Annotated in this window: 14 protein-coding genes and 1 pseudogene; 13 read left to right on the top strand and 2 right to left on the bottom strand. The window is 49.5% G+C overall.

Translation table 11 applies throughout. From position 1 onward, the window contains the following. The first annotated feature begins 2 nt into the window (after positions 1 to 2). The 12 genes and pseudogenes from ACZ42L_RS03640 (at position 3) to ACZ42L_RS03585 (ending at position 11,402) form a co-directional block, all read left to right on the top strand. Entirely contained in the window at positions 3 to 1,094 is a 1,092-nt protein-coding gene (locus ACZ42L_RS03640; protein ID WP_464716639.1) for a hypothetical protein, read from the top strand. 5 nt (positions 1,095 to 1,099) lie between these two features. Then, positions 1,100 to 1,798, top strand: a complete 699-nt coding sequence (locus tag ACZ42L_RS03635) for a PRTRC system protein B (protein ID WP_464716638.1) — start codon at positions 1,100 to 1,102, stop codon at positions 1,796 to 1,798. Continuing rightward, a complete protein-coding gene (locus tag ACZ42L_RS03630) occupies positions 1,795 to 2,583 on the top strand; it encodes a PRTRC system ThiF family protein (RefSeq protein WP_464716637.1) in 789 nt (262 codons plus the stop codon). The genes ACZ42L_RS03635 and ACZ42L_RS03630 overlap by 4 nt, the downstream gene beginning before the upstream one ends. Before the next feature lie 591 nt (positions 2,584 to 3,174). Further along, the gene (locus ACZ42L_RS03625; RefSeq protein ID WP_464716636.1) at positions 3,175 to 3,414 is read left to right on the top strand and encodes a hypothetical protein; all 240 of its coding nucleotides are present in this window, start codon (positions 3,175 to 3,177) and stop codon (positions 3,412 to 3,414) included. 34 nt (positions 3,415 to 3,448) lie between these two features. Further along, on the top strand, positions 3,449 to 5,170 hold the full coding sequence (locus ACZ42L_RS03620; RefSeq protein WP_464716635.1) for a hypothetical protein: 1,722 nt from the start codon (positions 3,449 to 3,451) through the stop codon (positions 5,168 to 5,170). Positions 5,171 to 5,519: 349 nt separating this feature from the next. Further along, positions 5,520 to 5,720, top strand: coding sequence for a hypothetical protein (locus ACZ42L_RS03615; protein WP_464716634.1), 201 nt, complete (start codon positions 5,520 to 5,522; stop codon positions 5,718 to 5,720). 12 nt (positions 5,721 to 5,732) lie between these two features. Further along, positions 5,733 to 6,539, top strand: a pseudogene (locus ACZ42L_RS03610) (DUF6261 family protein); the annotation flags it as partial. Between the two features lie 476 nt (positions 6,540 to 7,015). After that, positions 7,016 to 8,950 carry a hybrid sensor histidine kinase/response regulator gene (locus ACZ42L_RS03605; RefSeq protein ID WP_464716633.1) on the top strand — a complete coding sequence of 645 codons (1,935 nt, stop codon included), beginning with the start codon at positions 7,016 to 7,018 and terminating at the stop codon, positions 8,948 to 8,950. After that, positions 8,925 to 10,238 carry a sigma-54-dependent transcriptional regulator gene (locus tag ACZ42L_RS03600; RefSeq protein ID WP_464716632.1) on the top strand — a complete coding sequence of 438 codons (1,314 nt, stop codon included), beginning with the start codon at positions 8,925 to 8,927 and terminating at the stop codon, positions 10,236 to 10,238. The genes ACZ42L_RS03605 and ACZ42L_RS03600 overlap by 26 nt, the downstream gene beginning before the upstream one ends. A 234-nt stretch (positions 10,239 to 10,472) precedes the next feature. Further along, positions 10,473 to 10,772: a helix-turn-helix domain-containing protein gene (locus tag ACZ42L_RS03595; protein ID WP_028896229.1), complete on the top strand. Its 300-nt coding sequence runs from the start codon at positions 10,473 to 10,475 to the stop codon at positions 10,770 to 10,772. A gap of 28 nt (positions 10,773 to 10,800) precedes the next feature. Then, entirely contained in the window at positions 10,801 to 11,085 is a 285-nt protein-coding gene (locus ACZ42L_RS03590) for a helix-turn-helix domain-containing protein (protein WP_464698964.1), read from the top strand. Between the two features lie 5 nt (positions 11,086 to 11,090). Next, entirely contained in the window at positions 11,091 to 11,402 is a 312-nt protein-coding gene (locus ACZ42L_RS03585) for a helix-turn-helix domain-containing protein (protein ID WP_464698963.1), read from the top strand. A 90-nt stretch (positions 11,403 to 11,492) separates the two neighbouring features. On the opposite strand, the gene ACZ42L_RS03580 is transcribed toward ACZ42L_RS03585, so the two are convergent. After that, positions 11,493 to 12,764 carry a site-specific integrase gene (locus tag ACZ42L_RS03580; RefSeq protein ID WP_464716972.1) on the bottom strand — a complete coding sequence of 424 codons (1,272 nt, stop codon included), beginning with the start codon at positions 12,762 to 12,764 and terminating at the stop codon, positions 11,493 to 11,495. 35 nt (positions 12,765 to 12,799) lie between these two features. Next, positions 12,800 to 14,023 (bottom strand): site-specific integrase, encoded by a 1,224-nt coding sequence (locus ACZ42L_RS03575; RefSeq protein ID WP_464716631.1) that lies wholly within the window; start codon positions 14,021 to 14,023, stop codon positions 12,800 to 12,802. A 437-nt stretch (positions 14,024 to 14,460) separates the two neighbouring features. On the opposite strand from ACZ42L_RS03575, the gene spt reads away from it, so the two are divergent. Further along, entirely contained in the window at positions 14,461 to 15,648 is a 1,188-nt protein-coding gene (gene spt / locus ACZ42L_RS03570) for a serine palmitoyltransferase (RefSeq protein ID WP_464700804.1), read from the top strand. Positions 15,649 to 15,894: the final 246 nt, after the last annotated feature.

The raw sequence follows: 15,894 nt of genomic DNA, 5'->3' as shown, positions 1-15,894 counted from the left end.
TCATGTACACTTCTGGATATACATCAGCAAGACGCACTCGCAAGGCTCATAGTCTATTCGCTGAGGCAAAGCCACCAATTCCAGACAGGAAGACAAGAAAGAATTACGGCACCTCCGGGTGCTGTAATCCTTTTCTGAATGTCAGGTATAAACCCATTGCACCCGGATTCCTGAACAGGGAATGGGGAGACAGGACCTATAATCTCATCACGCAGGAAAACTACCTTTTCCTGCGTGAATCTTTTTACCGCTATGCCAGTCTGTTGGGAAAGGAAGCCGTGCACCGACGGAGAACGTCATTGACGGAAAGCATCTGCCGTCTGTACCATGAGATGGAAAACCTGCTTGACGGCGATGTCAATGTCAATATCGAACACAAGGAGGGCAGGATGTATTTCAACCTGTGGAAAACCCACAAATGGGGAGAATACACCCTTTATTATTTCCCGGTCAAGTTCATGGAGAAACTGCGACCGCCGTTCAGACGGCTCTGCATATCGTTTCTTCACCAACTGATGGAAGGAAACGGGATTGAGTCCATTCTCCATGCGGATGACACCGACATGATCCTTACCTGCCTTCAGGACTCCGAAATGAACGGATATGAAAAGGAAGAGCGGAAGGAAACGGACAGGTTCCTCCGCTCTTTCCAAGAAGGAAAGGCACACAGGCTGCTGCAACGGGTGGAAGGCAAATCCTACCACAGGAACATAGTCCGGGCCCTACAGCGTTATGTCCCGCAAAATGAAGACGAGCGTCTGTTGCTTGACTCGATGAAGGAGGGATGTGAGTTCCTGTTTCCGCGAAAGGCCCTCATGGATTATGAATACGATCCTTTCTATGAGGAAGAGCCGGAGTTTCTTCCGATGCCGTTGCAGTCGCAGGTCAGGGTGGTCTATGACACGGACGACATCATATCCGAGGCTCTGGTAAACGATTACAACTATAATGAGCCGTACTCGTACAGCATTATCCCTACGGAGACACTCGCCCTCTCTCCCGACACGGAGAAGCCTTTCACGATGGATGACGACTATCCGGAGAGGTTTTTCCAATGGGCGGATTCTTTTATCGACATCACTGCAAATAATTAAATACAATGTCTATGAATCAACTTACAAAGGAAATCACGACGCTCATGTATCCCCATGCCGCATTGATTGTCTATAAGACGGAACAGGATGACAGGTACTTCCTGGAACTTCGCAGAATCGGCGATGACGGCAGGATGGAAAGCGGCAGTCCCGTAACCACGGAGTTCATGAAATCACTCGTTCACAATTTCTCGGCTAATTACCATGTCACGCCATGCGGAAGAATTCCTGCACGACTGCTTGCATGTGACACGAGGATGGGAAGCGAGCGGTATGTATGGTACAATCCTCCCCAAAAGCGCATGATGTTCTTCAAGGGAAACCTGGGCATCGAGAATGCCGGATACCATCTGCCGGGCATCATTTACGATGCAGGGGCGCACGGTATGAGAATCTATGCCTACAAGGGAAAGATACCCACCGAGAGGACACCCCTGTATGCCGCTCCGTTCTTCAATGTATCAGGGGCAGGCGTCTGTCTTGGGAACGCCGAGCTGAAGCGTCCTTCCAACCCCACATTCGAAAACCTGCTCGAATACTGGGAAAAGATCTTCTGGCTGACAGAGTTCTCACATCTTGGAAGTCGTGGCAATCCCACAAAGAGCAACCTCGTACTGGTTACGAAGGCGGCACGGAACGCGCCGTTCGACCTTGACGAACTGAAGCCCCTGGACAATCTCAAACTAAAAGATATCCTGAAATGAAAAGAGTACACTATACCATCCCATACCTGCTGACCCCGCAGCACCCCGTCACCGTTACGCTGATTGGCGGAGGCGGTACGGGTTCGCAGGTGCTTACCTGCCTAGCACGACTGGATGCCACACTGCAGGCTCTCGGACATCCCGGACTGTATGTCACCCTCTATGACCCAGACACCGTCAGTCCCGCCAATATGGGCAGACAGCTCTTCGGGCAGTCGGAAATAGGATTGAACAAGGCGCAGTGCCTTATCACACGAATCAACAACTTCTTTGGAAACGACTGGAGGGCAAAAGCGTGCAGATACACTTCAGACACTAAGAAAATGACCCGTGAGAATCTCTCGAACATCTTCATCACCTGCACGGACAATGTCCGGTCAAGGATTGACTTATGGGAGGTCCTCAAAAAACTCACTTCCCCAAACCATATAGACGATCTCACACCGCTTTACTGGCTTGACTTCGGGAACACCCAGACTGCGGGGCAGGCTGTTCTGGGAACCATTCCAGAAGAAATAGAGCAGCCGAAGTCCGAACAGTATGAGACAGTCGGCTCCCTGAAGGTCATCACGCAATATGTGGACTACAAGGAAGTAAAGGACAAGGATTCCGGGCCGAGCTGTTCGCTGGCAGAGGCATTGGAAAAGCAGGACCTGTTCATCAACTCCACACTGGCACATCTGGGATGCGACATTCTGTGGAAACTGTTCCGAAACGGAATGATAGACCATCAGGGACTGTTTCTCAATCTCGACACGATGAAGGTCAATCCGATAGGCCTCTGAAATACGGAGAATCCAAGTCATATAATGAATTGGGTTCTCCGTAAATTATAAGCCACTTTATCAAAAATTTGTAAATCGTTTGCACACTATTTCCACTTGTTTTTCAAATTTCTCTTGCAAATTTCAAAAACTTTAACTATCTTTGCACCCCGATTATAACTATCATTCGGTGAACGGATTAGAGAGCAACGGCTATTCGCGGCATCTTTCCTTATATAATAAAGGTGTATGCGCGGCGCAGGGAAACGAAAGTTTTTCTGTGGATTGTCGTATAAAAAAGATGAGCGATTATTTGGCGGTTCCAAATAATTTATTACTCTCTCTCTCTCTCTCTCTCTCTCTCTCTCTCTCTCTCTCTCTCTCTCTCTCTCTCTCTCTCTCTCTCTCTCTCTCTCTCTCTCTCTCTCATAGGCGCTACTGGCGTAACTATACTTTATTTTATTTCTGCATACGCGCGCGAGGACAACCGCGCAACCCCGATAGGCAAAGAGATTTCAATAAATCTCTCTGCTATATTTTCCGTGTCTTTTTATCAACGAATAGGGAGAGAAATAAAGTGATATTTTTCCATAAATATTAAATAACGAATATATGAACAAAAATCAAGTAAAGAAGAAAATGTATGTACGCCCCGAATGTGTTGCCATAACGGTTGAGCCGATTAAGCTCATCTGTGCCTCAGTAACTGCCGACCCCATGACCTCCACCGAGGAAAGCATGTCTCCGTGGATACCGCGCGAGATTGATGGAGGCACCGTCGGTATCGGATATGGTAGTACCATTGCACCAGCAAAAAAACACACATGGTTCGATGATGAAGTTGAAGATTAAAATACAATAATCAGTAAAAATTAGAACAGGTAATATGAAAAGAACATACAAATCAACCCTTTTCGCAGTCACCATAATGCTCTTTGCAATACTCACATTCGCGGCATGTAGTAACAGTAATACAGACGATACCATCACGCCCGACAGCAAGATGGACATAGGAAAAAACATTAGCTTTGAGGTAGAGTTTGACGACTTCGGAGCCGATGAAAAGCCTAGTGACACGCGTGCCGCAATGAGGGACACCATCAGTCAGGAAACGGTAAGGCTCTCCAATGGACTCCTTGCAGAAATCACCCTTCGCGAAGGGCACCCATCCCGTGGCAAACTTTTCGCCCCAACTACTCGTGCCCTGTCCAATGACAATTATGCCATGCGCGCCTATCAAGGCAGCACGTTCAAGGGCGAGCTGCGCGGCACCGTAAGCGGTGGCATGTTTATCCCTACCACCCCTACCTTGAATCTCGCTCCGGGTGCATACCAGTTTATACTCTATAACACTAGCAGGGTATCATTCTCCAACGACCATCTATGGGTAAGCCGCGCCAATGCCCTCCATGCTTTGGTGGGGCGTACCAACGTGAACATCACGCCCACGCCAAGCAAGCAAAAAGTTCACTTCCAAATGAAGCATGTAGGCTCACAAATCTTCATATGCATGGTGGCCAATATGAGATTCTCGAGAATAGACGCCACCCTCACTTCTGTTGACGGCAACAGCGTGCCCGACCTCGTCGTTTCCCACATCACAGGTGGTGGTAATACATGGGCGGTGAACAAGAATGCAGCTTTAACCGAGAACATCACTTTCGCGGGCAACTCAAGTTTACCTTGGGCAAACGAGTATATCTGCGGCAACGATAGGTACATACCCATTCTGCCCGGCACAAATGGCACGAAACTCAAGATTACCTTCAACGGAGGCACCATCTACAACACCAACTTGGCTCAGTATAACTTCACGCACATCTTCAGATTTCCCCACGGGTTCGTTGCCCTTCCCGGACACTCATATTGGATAGATGTACGCCTCAAGCCCAACATCGTCTACCTCATGAGCGACGGCAGCGTGGGTTACTATGAGCACACCACCTACGGCGGTGGTAGCAAAACACCCATCGCACTCGTGCTCAGCGAGAGTAAGAAGATGGCCATCGCTCTCAAGGATGCTCCGGGCAACGAGTTCTGGCGACAGTGGGACACATGGTGTAACACCGGAGCAACAGAACAACCCTATGAATGGTATTTCAACGACTACAACGGGTGGAACTACACATGGGATCCGAACTACGTGAAGAATTGGCCGACGGGTACGGAGCGCAGGCCGAGAGCCAACTTCGATGAGTACACGGTATACTATCCCGGCATCTCCTGCTACCGTGCTGCTGGCTACTTCAATCCGGGCGTGACGCTCACCGGTCGACTTGCCGGAGCCCACTTCTACCTGCCTACCATTGGAGAGTGGAAGCATATGGCCTCAGTATTCAATTTTGCCCCCATCAGTGGAACGCCCAAACGTTTCATATTCGGCAGCTACATTCCAAATTATGCTTTTACTCAAGTGGGGGGCACTATGCCCCACGGCCTTTACTACACGAGCACCGAGGTAGGTTCTTGGTCGTTTGGCGGAAGCCACGGTCCCACTTACAACGTCAGCATCGCCCCCGACGGAACCGGTTTGGTGCACGTAATGGAGTTCAAGTCGATGGGGCAGAACATCAGCGGTGCACTCGTTCGACCGTTCATCCACTATTGACGGAAAACGAGAGTGCAAACTACGCAACGGACAGACCTCTGTGTCTGTCCGTATTTGCAAAGTGTTGAAAAGGTGGAAAATGCCAAAATTTATCCTTCCCAACATTGGGATGAGCGGAAAACAGCAAAAAACGCCGTTCCCAACATTGCGACGAGTGGCAAACAGCGAAAACAGTATTTCCCAACGTTGCGATGAGTAGAAAACAGTAAAAACTGCCTTTCCCAACTTTGGGACAAGAAAAATAAGTAGGTGGGAGCATTTCCCAATATCGGGACAGACCGAAAAACTCAGAGTGGAATGTTCTTACCTTTTTTTAATATCATTTACATTAACTTCAAGTTCTAAAAATATGGAAATCAAGAAAATTTATTACCACGCACTCCAGCACATGGAGCACTTCCAGTTCGCCTCGCATGTGCTGGCCATGTGCAATGAGGCCGACATCGAGAAACTCACCCTCGTGCTCGCCCCCCTGCAGAAAGCCATCGACGCGGAGGACAAGGCCCTCAACCTGCCACGGCAGGAGGAGGGAACGAAGATGCTGGAGTAGCTCGACCGATCGCGCGACCAAGCCTATCGCGCGCTGCAACTCTTCGTGGATTTGCACCTGCACTCCGAAGACTACAGCGTGCGCGATTCCGCCGAGCACATGGCCGAGGTGATGAGCCGATATGCCGGGGCGGCGCAGGCCAACTACGACAAGGAGAGCGGTATGCTGAAAAACCTCATCACCGACCTGCGCGCCACGACGATGGCGACTCATGTGACGAAACTTATCGCCACGCCCTACATCGACCGTCTGGAGCGTGCCAACGATGCCTTCGACCAGCTCTATCGCTCGCGCCTGAAGACAGCCATCCCCTCGGGCACCTACGATGTGAAGGCCCTGCGCGCCGCCACGGATAAGGCTCTCAATGCCGTAGTGCGCCGCATGGACTCCTTAGACGACCTTGAGCCCTCCGCCCCCTTGGCCGCCCTCATCATCCAGTACAACGTTCTCGTGGGGAAGCAGCGCACCACGCTTGCCCGTCGTGCCGCAGCCAACAAGGCCGCAAGGGAGAAAAAGGAGGGGAAAGGCTCGGTCGGCAAGGGCAAGAAGGAGGATAAGGGCAACGCCCACGCAGAGGAACTTGCCCGTCTCAAAACGATGATTGCCGAGTATGAGCAGAGTTCGCATTTCACGCCCGGCATCGTGCAGTTCACAGGCCTCGCCGCCGGCAAGGATGCCACGCGCGCCTATCAGGTCTACCTCTCCGACCAGCCCACCGACCTCTTCTGGCTCACGGTGAAGGATGGCAAACTCACCGAGATTGTGTTTAAGGTGCAGCCCGGGGAGCCAGGAGGGCTGGCGACGGAGAAGATAAAGTGACCTTGTTGTCTGATGCATGATTAACCACTTGATTTTTTATTTTATAACTCTCAATTATTGCGCAGGTCTTGCCGTGAGGCAGGACTTGCGTCTTTGTTTTCTGGAAACTGACTTCAGGAATGTATTAATTCTCCATTTTCCATCAGCAAATCATTATCCGTTTGTCCTCTGTCTTTGGGAAAAATAGTATCTTTGTTAATAGAATTTAATATGCAAAGCGGATGTAATGGAGGGACACATACATTTTAACAAAAGGTCCAGTAACCAAAGGAACAATAAATGGGAAAACAGACATAAGCCAAGGGATGTACGTATCCGAGGGGGATTGTCCGTCCCCATAAGCTGTCCTTGCACGGCAAACACGGAAGAAATGACATAACATGCAGAATGATGGGGATTTCTGTATTTTTTATGATATATTGGTTGGGATTTTCAGCATACCACCCAAACGTTGATAACTGAAAAACTTATCCGTCATGAATATACTCAAGATTTATAAACCCATAATACATTCGTTTTATAAGATAAAAAAACTGTCACCCGACAATACCCTTTCGCTTCCCTTGCAGGATATGCTTGGGAACATCAGAAAACGCATAAAGAGAATTTCCTTCCACATCAAGCTTGGAGTCAGTTATGTGCTTGTCGTACTTCTCGCCGGCGGCATCGTCTGCATCAAGACAGGGGAATGGAGCTGTTTCAGGAGCATGAAGGCATTGCCGCCGCTGTTGGAGCTACGCGACAGCCTGCCGGAGCAGGAAATGCCGTTACAGACGGGACTGTACCTATATACCGGCAACAGAAACTCCTTGCCCATACGTGGCGACCATGCCATAGTCATAGGCAGCCTGACGACGGGCGTAATTTGTGTTCTTTCGGCTTCATACATTTTTATATACCGGCATTTCCTCTGTTTGGAAAAGACACTGCTCGAAAAGGAAAAGTGCATACAGGAGCACCGCATATTGCTGGAAACGCACAAGAAAATAATCCTCTCCGTCTCTCATGACATCCGCAGTCCGCTGAATGTCATCAGCGGAAGTGCCGAACTCGCCATGAGCGCATGCAGCAAGGAGGAACACGACAGACATCTTGCAAATATAAGGGAACGCTGCCTGCATATCCTGCATCTACTGAACGGTCTGCTGGACATATACAGACTCAAGGAGGAAAAGGCAACGGTAAATGCCATTCCGTTCCGCCTGTCAGACCTGTTGGACAGGATAGTTGTATCTGCTGAGCAGATGGCCGGGGACAGAGGTCTCCATTTCACCCACACCTTCAGGCATACGGATGTCACGCTGAAGGGAGACTCCGACCGCATTGAGGAGATTATAGACAACCTGCTGACCAACGCCATGAAATATACCCGTCGGGGAAAGGTGGACCTGCACGCCTCGTATTCCAAGGGAAAGCTGCAAGTTGAGATACGCGACACAGGAATAGGAATGGACAAAAAGATGATGGAGAGGATATTCATTCCGTTCGAACGATGTGACAATAATCGGAAAGTGGAAGGATATGGCCTCGGACTGACCATCACGCAGGGGCTCGTCAGCCTTATGGGCGGAAGGATAAGCGTCACGAGCAGATTGGGGAAGGGTTCGTCTTTCAAGGTTTCCCTACCGCTTTCGAAAACAAGTATTCCCGTAGACAACGGCATGGCAGGGGCGGACTGCCCCTTGAACCTCCCGCATCGTGTGTTGGTCATTGACGATGATCCGCTACAGCTTGAGATTGTCAGGGAGATGCTGGAACGCAACGGCGTTTCATGTACGGCCTGCAACAACGCCCTGGATTTTTCCGTCGCCATGCGCAAGCAAGACTACGATGTGCTGCTGACTGATATCCATATGTCGGGAACGGATGGTTTTTCCCTGCTGGAACTTCTGCGAAAATCGAACCTGCAGAACTCAAGGCAACTTCCCGTGATAGCCATGAGTGCGCGGGGAGACTTCTCACGGGAAGACATCATGGCAAGAGGCTTCTCCGGCTGTGTGTTCAAGCCTTTTTCTTCCAACGAACTGCTGCGATGCCTCTCTTCTGCGGCACAGCATACATGCTGTGCCGACTTTACCCCGCTGACACGCGGAACGACGGACAAGTGCGGTATCCTGCAAAAACTGATAGCAAGTTCAAGGAAAGACATCGCAGACCTGAAACGTGCCATGAAAGAGGCTGACAGGGAGGCGTTGCGCGAGATTGTGCACAGGATACGCCCCTTGTGGGAACTGATGCGGCGGGAATGTAAGCTGCAATACTACCACGAGATGCTCAAGGGCATAGGCACGGACAGCAATACCGTCAATACCTGCACGGAAAATATCATCATTGAGATACGAAAACTTATAGCTGATACGGAAAAGGAACTAGAAAGGATAAGACATGAGAAAGAAAATACTGATAGTTGAGGACAATGTGGCACTTGCCAAGATACAGAAGGAATGGCTGGAAGCTGACGGCTTTGAGGTGATGACTGTAATGGACGAGCCGGCTGCCCGAAAATGGATAGCGAGGGCAGAGTTCGACCTGATTCTGGCAGACGTGCGGCTGCCGAGGGGAAACGGAATATCCCTGCTCGAATGGATGAACTGGGAAGGAAAGGACATACCTTATATCATCATGACCGAATACGCCTCCTTCCCGGATGCGGTGAAAGCCATCAAGCTCGGAGCGAAAGACTATCTCCCCAAGCCGGTATACAGAGAACGCCTGCTGGAACTGGTAGCCGAACAGGTTAAGGCGCTTTCCGTCATGCAGTCGGAACAGAGGGAATATTTCAGGCGTCCCGGCCTGAAGGCAAGGGAGGCGGAACACCTTGCCAGGCTGGTGGCGCCCTTTGACCTGTCCGTACTGATACTCGGTGAAAACGGAACGGGAAAGGAGGAAATAGCCAAGAGCATACATTTCAACAGTCCAAGGAAACATCGCCCATTCGTCGCCGTGAACTGCGGGGCCATACCCCGTGAACTGTCGGCTTCCCTGTTCTTCGGGCATAAGAAAGGGGCATTTACGGGCGCGGACAGGAGCGAGGAGGGATATTTTGAAACGGCAAGAGGCGGTACGCTGTTCCTTGACGAGATAGGGACACTTCCCTACGAAACCCAGTCGGCACTGCTGAGAGTGCTTCAGGAGAACGCGTACCTCCCCATCGGCGGGAACAGGGAGCGGACAGCAGATGTGCGTATCGTGGCGGCAACGAATGAGGACATGGAGGAAGCTATTGGAAAGCGGTTCTTCAGAGAGGACCTGTATCACCGCCTGTGTGAGTTTGAGATACGGCTGCCGCCCCTGCGGGAATGTCAGGAGGACATCCTCCCGCTTGCGGAGTTTTTCAGAAAGAAATTCTCCGGCGAACTGAGAAAGGAAACGGCCGGGTTCACGAAAGAGGCTGAACGGCTTTTGCTCACACATTCGTGGAGCGGTAACATCAGAGAGCTCAGGAACAGAGTCAGGCGTGCCGTCTTGGTTTCGGAAAGTTCCCGTATCACGGAAAAGAATCTGGGAATAGCCATGATTCCGCCATCCCCAAGGATAGAACTGGAGCAGTTTGTCCCATTGAGGGATGCCCGGCTGGAAAAAGACTCCATCATAAAGGCTCTTGAAATATGCAGGGGTAACAAGACGCAGGCGGCAAGACTCCTGAATGTCAATCCCACTACGCTGTATCGAAAGATAAACAAGTACGGGATTGAATGAGCGGTTCATTTCTTGCGGTATGCAATGGCATATCGCAAGAAATCCTCGTATTTTACCACAATCATAATTATCTGTGAAAGATATGATTAAAATCCTATTGCATTGACATTCAGCGGAATATCAATGAGTTTTGGTGAAAGATAGTGTCTGTGGCATGCTTTTGGCGTATTATATGGCATAACCTGTTGCGTGGCAAGTTAAGGAAAAATTCATATTAACTTAAAACAGTTTGCAATGATACAGATGGAAACCGTACAGAAGATGTTCCTTCAGATAATGGGACGCTTCGACAATGTGGACCGGACACTGGAGCGCATGAACAAGGTCAAGGACTGCCTTGACGGCGACACGCTGCTGGAGAATCATGACCTGTGCCGTCTGCTCGGCGTGACCAAGCGGACGCTGGCGCGCTACCGGCAGAAAAAACTGATACGCTATTACATGATAGACGGACGCACTTACTACAAGGCGTCTGAAATTGGCGATTTCCTTAAAAGCAAGGGGAAGGAACTGCCTGTAAAGAAAGGAGAGTAACCGGTTGTCTGACTTAAAAAGAAACACAATGGAAATTATAAGCATGGATTTAAGAACCTTCGACACCCTGATGGAGCGTGTGCGCAGAATAGAGGAAAGGGCAGGCCTTCTTTTGGAGAAACAAGCGGATATAGGGATGAAGAAATGGCTGGACAGCCAGGATGTATGCGAGCTGCTCGGCATATCCAAGCGTACCTTGCAGTCATATAGGGAAAAGGGGCTGATAGCCTGCAGCTATATCCGCCATAAGGCTTTTTACAGGCCGGAGGACGTGGAGAGAATGTTGGAATCATCGTATCACCCCCAAAAATAATCATTATGAGTCATTATTTCATAGACAGGAATGACCCGCGGATAATGGACCTGCTCCGCCGCCTATCCAATGTGGAAAAGGCACTGGACAGGCTGGAGCCGGACATTCGGAAAAGTTTCAGGGGAGACCGGTTCGTCAATGATGAGGAACTGTCCCGCCTGCTGAAAGTGAGCCGCCGGACGCTTCACGAATACCGCATGGAGAGAATACTTCCGTACTACCAGATGCAGGGAAAGGTACTTTACCGGGAGTCGGAGATTCAGGAATTTCTGGAGAGTATTCATAGGAAAAGCATGGACGGTGAGGATTGGATTTGAAATTTATATTGCTATTTCCGCTTTATGCCGGATACAGACAACGGGCAGCTCCGATTTCCGGGGCTGCCCGTTGTCTGTATCCGGCGCATATTACTTTTGCAGAAATGAATCCTCATTGTTCTGTTCGTATAGGGGCAGGTTACCTGCCTGCATTTGCTTCTGAAGAATCTTCATGTCCTCATCTACCTTGCCGTCCGTGACGTGCGCATAGATCTGCGTGGTCGTAACACTCTTGTGTCCCATCATCCTGCTTACGGTTTCTATCGGGATTCCCTGGGACAAGGTGACATGCGTGCCGAAATTATGGCGTGCCATGTGGAAGGTTAGATTGATACCGTATTCCTTTCCCAGCCTTTTCGTGAGTTTTATCAGGTAGTTGCGGGCATAGAGGTTGAATATGCGCCCGTCTTTCCGTTCATTCCGGTATTTTTCAATAATCCGCAGCGGGACGTCCAGGAGACGGATTACGGAGGGAGTATCGGTCTTCTTGCGCCTGATGTGTATCCACCACGTCCCATCCGCGGCCTGCGTTACGTTGTCTTCGCACAGACGCTTCAAGTCGGCATAGGCCAGCCCCGTGAAGGTGGAAAAGATGAACCAGTCCCGAACACGCCGCAGGTTCGACTGCTCTACCGGCGTCGCAAGTATCGTCTGAAGGTCGTCAAGCCTGAGATGCCGGCTTTCCCGCTTGGGAAGTTCGGGATGCAGGCGCGCATAGGGATCACGGCGCAGGGTTCCCTGGTTTACCGCCCGCATCGTCATCTTCTTCAGGCGGTACAGGTGCTCATGGACTGATTTGGCTTTCATGTGGCAGGACGCTCTCAGGTAGAGGTCGAAGCTGTCATAGAATTCCTTGTCAAGACTGCGCAGCGCAACATCCTTCCTCGACATTCTTTCTTCAACGAATGATGCGAGATGATTGTATGAGTTCAGATAGCTCTTCCAGCTCTCCCTTGTCCGGTCCACACCGACACGCTTGCGGAACTCGTCATTATGCTCCCTGAAAAGCGCCAACAGGGTAAGCGGCTTCTGGCCGATACCCTTCAGGGCATTCTTGACAAGTTCGGCTGACACGAATCCCAATTCCCCCCTGATACGGCGATAATGCCGGTTGATTCTCTCCGTCAGGTCGTCAATGGCCCGGTTGACGACAAGGGCATTCTCGCTCCGTCCGTCCGCCCGTCCCGTCGCAGGATTCCAGAGGGCAGGATTCACGGAGACCTTGGTTCCTATCTGCTCCCATTTCGAGTCAATACTGACCTTGCACAGAAGCTGGCAGGAACCGTCCTTGCGTACCTTGGTGCGATTGATGTAGAACAATACGGAAAAGGTGCTGCGGTGTCTTCGCACGGCAGGATGCATGTTATTTTCAGTAGTCATGTCTCAGGATGTTTTATTCAAATTACAACGGGGAAACGTTCGGCAATGCGGTCATTCAACAATTTGGTGTCCGTGTCTATCTTGTCGTCCGTAACCTTTGCATAAATTTGCGTGGTGGTAATCCGCGTATGTCCCAGCATACGGCTTACCGTTTCAAGGGGAACGCCGTGAGAGAGGGTTATCTCCGTGGCATAGGTGTGCCTTGCCATGTGAAAGACAATGCGGCGTTCAATGCCGCAGAGGACTGCAATGCGCTTCAGGTATCTGTTCATATCGGAATTGTTGTACATCGGCAGGAGTCTTCCGTCAGGTGCCGCATCCCGGTATTTGTCAATGATATGAAGCGGAAGCTCAAGCAGCGGGACTTCATAAACTACCCCTGTCTTCTTACGCCTGGACCTTATCCTGAGCCTTCCGTCCATGCTTCTTTCCAAATGCTCCACGGACAGGCGGCGCATATCACCAAAGGATATTCCCGTAAAGCAGGAAAACAGGAACATGTCCCGTACAAGATACATCGCGTCGCTGTGCAGGGGCGTTGTCATAAGCCGGTGCAGTTCATCTGACGTCAGGTACTTTCTCTTATAGACAGGACGCTTTGGCTTATATCCGCAGAAAGGATTGGCTGTAATGATGCCGTCAGCGATGGCCTCGCCGATGACGGTGTTCAGACGGGTGGTCAATAAAATGATGCTTCCAGGTGCAAGATGGCAGTCTGTCCGCAGATAGGTGTCATATTTCTCTATAAAGGAACGGTCAAGGGCGGTAAACGAGATGTCCGACAACCTGTATTGGTGCCGTAGAAAGACAGAGAGTTTCTTGTAGGCATAATGGTAGGATGCTGCGCTTGTCCTGCATCTGTTTATCCCAATGCGCCCGTCAAACTTGTCAAGAAAGGATTCAAAATACGACAGCAGGGTTACTTGTCCTTCCGCCATGCCCAACAGGCGGCATTTCACGTCATCGGCCGTAACCCTCTGATGGACTGATGACAGTTCCCTGTGGATATTGAAGACGGAAGCCCTGATTTCGTCCATGCGTCTGTTGACCTCCAACGCGACGATGCTTTTTCCTTTCACGCGCCCGGACACCCAGAGTCTTAATGGAGCCGACAGCTTGGCACTGAACGAACTTCTGGAATTTCTGCCCACGGCAAGTTGTACCATGATGGGACATCGCCCCTCTTCGTTGATTTCGCTCTTTTTGAGGTAGAACGAGAGCCTTACATCACTTTGTTTCATAATCATCTGTTTTTATTTGCAAATTTAATTGATGCAGGGCTGTTGCAACCTATGAAGAATATAGCAGAATAAGGAAAAAAGCCACATGCAGGAAAAATTGTTCTCATATTTCTTTCATGTCAGGAAGAAAAAGAGTATCTTTGCAGGTGAACAGGAGGGCTTATAAGCCTGTCCTGCAAGTAAATACCGGAATGGGAATTATACCTGTCTTGATGGAATCAGGTCTTTCTAAAAGGCAACGGATAGGTAGTAATAAAACTCACCAACCCATTCTGAAATGCCCTTCAGAGAAGATGAAAGATATTGAACCGTAATACCTTTATTCCTTTATAGACAGATACTTGCATTATTCTTCGTTTTCTTGCCGATTTTAGCCGAATTCTTCGTATCTTTGCAGCCTATAAAAAATAACGTAGTTATCTACACCTATTATTAAAATGGGACAGTTACAAGAAAGATACAAGAATTATCGCGAGCCTCAGAAGTTTATGGAGGCAGGGGTATACCCCTATTTCCGTGCGATAACAAGCAAGCAAGGTACAGAAGTTGAGATGGGCGGTCATAAGGTCTTGATGTTCGGATCTAATGCATATACCGGTTTGACAGGCGATCAGCGAGTTATAGATGCGGCAAAAGCGGCACTTGATCTTTATGGTTCAGGGTGTGCGGGAAGTCGTTTCCTGAATGGAACACTGGATCTTCATATTCAGTTAGAGAAAGAATTGGCAGCCTTTGAAGGTAAGGAGGAGACTCTTTGCTTCTCTACTGGTTTCTCTGTAAATCAAGGTGTCCTGGCTATGGTGGCAGGAAAAGGCGACTATATCATCTGTGATGATCGAGACCATGCAAGTATTGTAGACGGCAGACGTCTTTCTTTCGCTCGTCAGTTGCACTACAAGCATAACGACATGGAAGACTTGGAGCGTGTGCTGAAAGCTCTTCCTTACGATGCTGTGAAGCTGATAGTGGTAGATGGCGTGTTCTCTATGGAGGGCGATTTGGCCAAGCTTCCCGAAATCGTTGAGCTAAAGCATAAATACAACTGCTCCGTCATGGTAGACGAGGCTCATGGCTTAGGCGTCTTTGGTAGACAGGGTAGAGGAGTTTGCGACCATTTCGGATTGACAGACGAAGTCGATTTGATTATGGGAACATTCTCTAAGAGTTTGGCTTCTATCGGCGGATTTATAGCTTCCGATGCTGATACTATCAATTATCTGCGCCATACTTGCCGTACCTATATTTTTAGTGCGTCTAATACTCCTGCTGCAACCGCAGCTGCGCTTGAAGCCCTCCATCTTTTACAGGAAGAACCAGAGCGTCTCGACCATTTATGGGGTGTAACTCGTTATGCCTTGAAGCGTTTCCGCGAAGAGGGCTTTGAGATTGGTGAAACAGAGAGTCCTATCATTCCGCTATACGTGCGTGATATTGATAAGACATTCTTGGTAACCAAGATGGCATTCGATGCAGGCGTGTTTATCAATCCTGTTATTCCGCCGGCTTGTGCGCCTCAGGATACGTTGGTGCGCTTTGCATTGATGGCAACACACACCGAAGAACAGGTAGAACGTGGTGTTGAGATCTTGAAAAAGATATTTGTTGACTTAGGTCTTATCAAGTAAGAATCCATAAGTAAACTATAAATATAGATGAGGATATGCTGTTGGCGTATCCTCATTTTTTTTGTTTGTCGGAGTGCAAGGGCTTGGCAGCGTTGCTGCAAAGCCTTAGCAGAAAGATTGCGAAGCCCTTGCAGCAACGCTGTAAAGCCCCTGCATATTTTGAAGGGTGATTCTGTGGTGGAGAAGAGCCGGTTATACCACGTGATATTGTAGTATCTTTAAAAATCCTATCTGATTTTAGCTATT

This window comes from Prevotella mikamonis, assembly GCF_055381405.1.
The sequence above is the reverse complement of the archived record's forward strand: the minus strand, read 5'-3'. Positions and strand labels throughout refer to the sequence as shown.

Excerpts from the sequence above, each read along its gene's own strand:
- ACZ42L_RS03640 (WP_464716639.1), top strand. The coding sequence starts at position 3 with ATGTACACTTCTGGATATACATCAGCAAGACGCACTCGCAAGGCTCAT.
- ACZ42L_RS03635 (WP_464716638.1), top strand. The coding sequence starts at position 1,100 with ATGTCTATGAATCAACTTACAAAGGAAATCACGACGCTCATGTATCCC.
- ACZ42L_RS03630 (WP_464716637.1), top strand. The coding sequence starts at position 1,795 with ATGAAAAGAGTACACTATACCATCCCATACCTGCTGACCCCGCAGCAC.
- ACZ42L_RS03625 (WP_464716636.1), top strand. The coding sequence starts at position 3,175 with ATGAACAAAAATCAAGTAAAGAAGAAAATGTATGTACGCCCCGAATGT.
- ACZ42L_RS03620 (WP_464716635.1), top strand. The coding sequence starts at position 3,449 with ATGAAAAGAACATACAAATCAACCCTTTTCGCAGTCACCATAATGCTC.
- ACZ42L_RS03615 (WP_464716634.1), top strand. The coding sequence starts at position 5,520 with ATGGAAATCAAGAAAATTTATTACCACGCACTCCAGCACATGGAGCAC.
- ACZ42L_RS03605 (WP_464716633.1), top strand. The coding sequence starts at position 7,016 with ATGAATATACTCAAGATTTATAAACCCATAATACATTCGTTTTATAAG.
- ACZ42L_RS03600 (WP_464716632.1), top strand. The coding sequence starts at position 8,925 with ATGAGAAAGAAAATACTGATAGTTGAGGACAATGTGGCACTTGCCAAG.
- ACZ42L_RS03595 (WP_028896229.1), top strand. The coding sequence starts at position 10,473 with ATGATACAGATGGAAACCGTACAGAAGATGTTCCTTCAGATAATGGGA.
- ACZ42L_RS03590 (WP_464698964.1), top strand. The coding sequence starts at position 10,801 with ATGGAAATTATAAGCATGGATTTAAGAACCTTCGACACCCTGATGGAG.
- ACZ42L_RS03585 (WP_464698963.1), top strand. The coding sequence starts at position 11,091 with ATGAGTCATTATTTCATAGACAGGAATGACCCGCGGATAATGGACCTG.
- ACZ42L_RS03580 (WP_464716972.1), bottom strand. The coding sequence starts at position 12,764 with ATGCATCCTGCCGTGCGAAGACACCGCAGCACCTTTTCCGTATTGTTC.
- ACZ42L_RS03575 (WP_464716631.1), bottom strand. The coding sequence starts at position 14,023 with ATGAAACAAAGTGATGTAAGGCTCTCGTTCTACCTCAAAAAGAGCGAA.
- spt (WP_464700804.1), top strand. The coding sequence starts at position 14,461 with ATGGGACAGTTACAAGAAAGATACAAGAATTATCGCGAGCCTCAGAAG.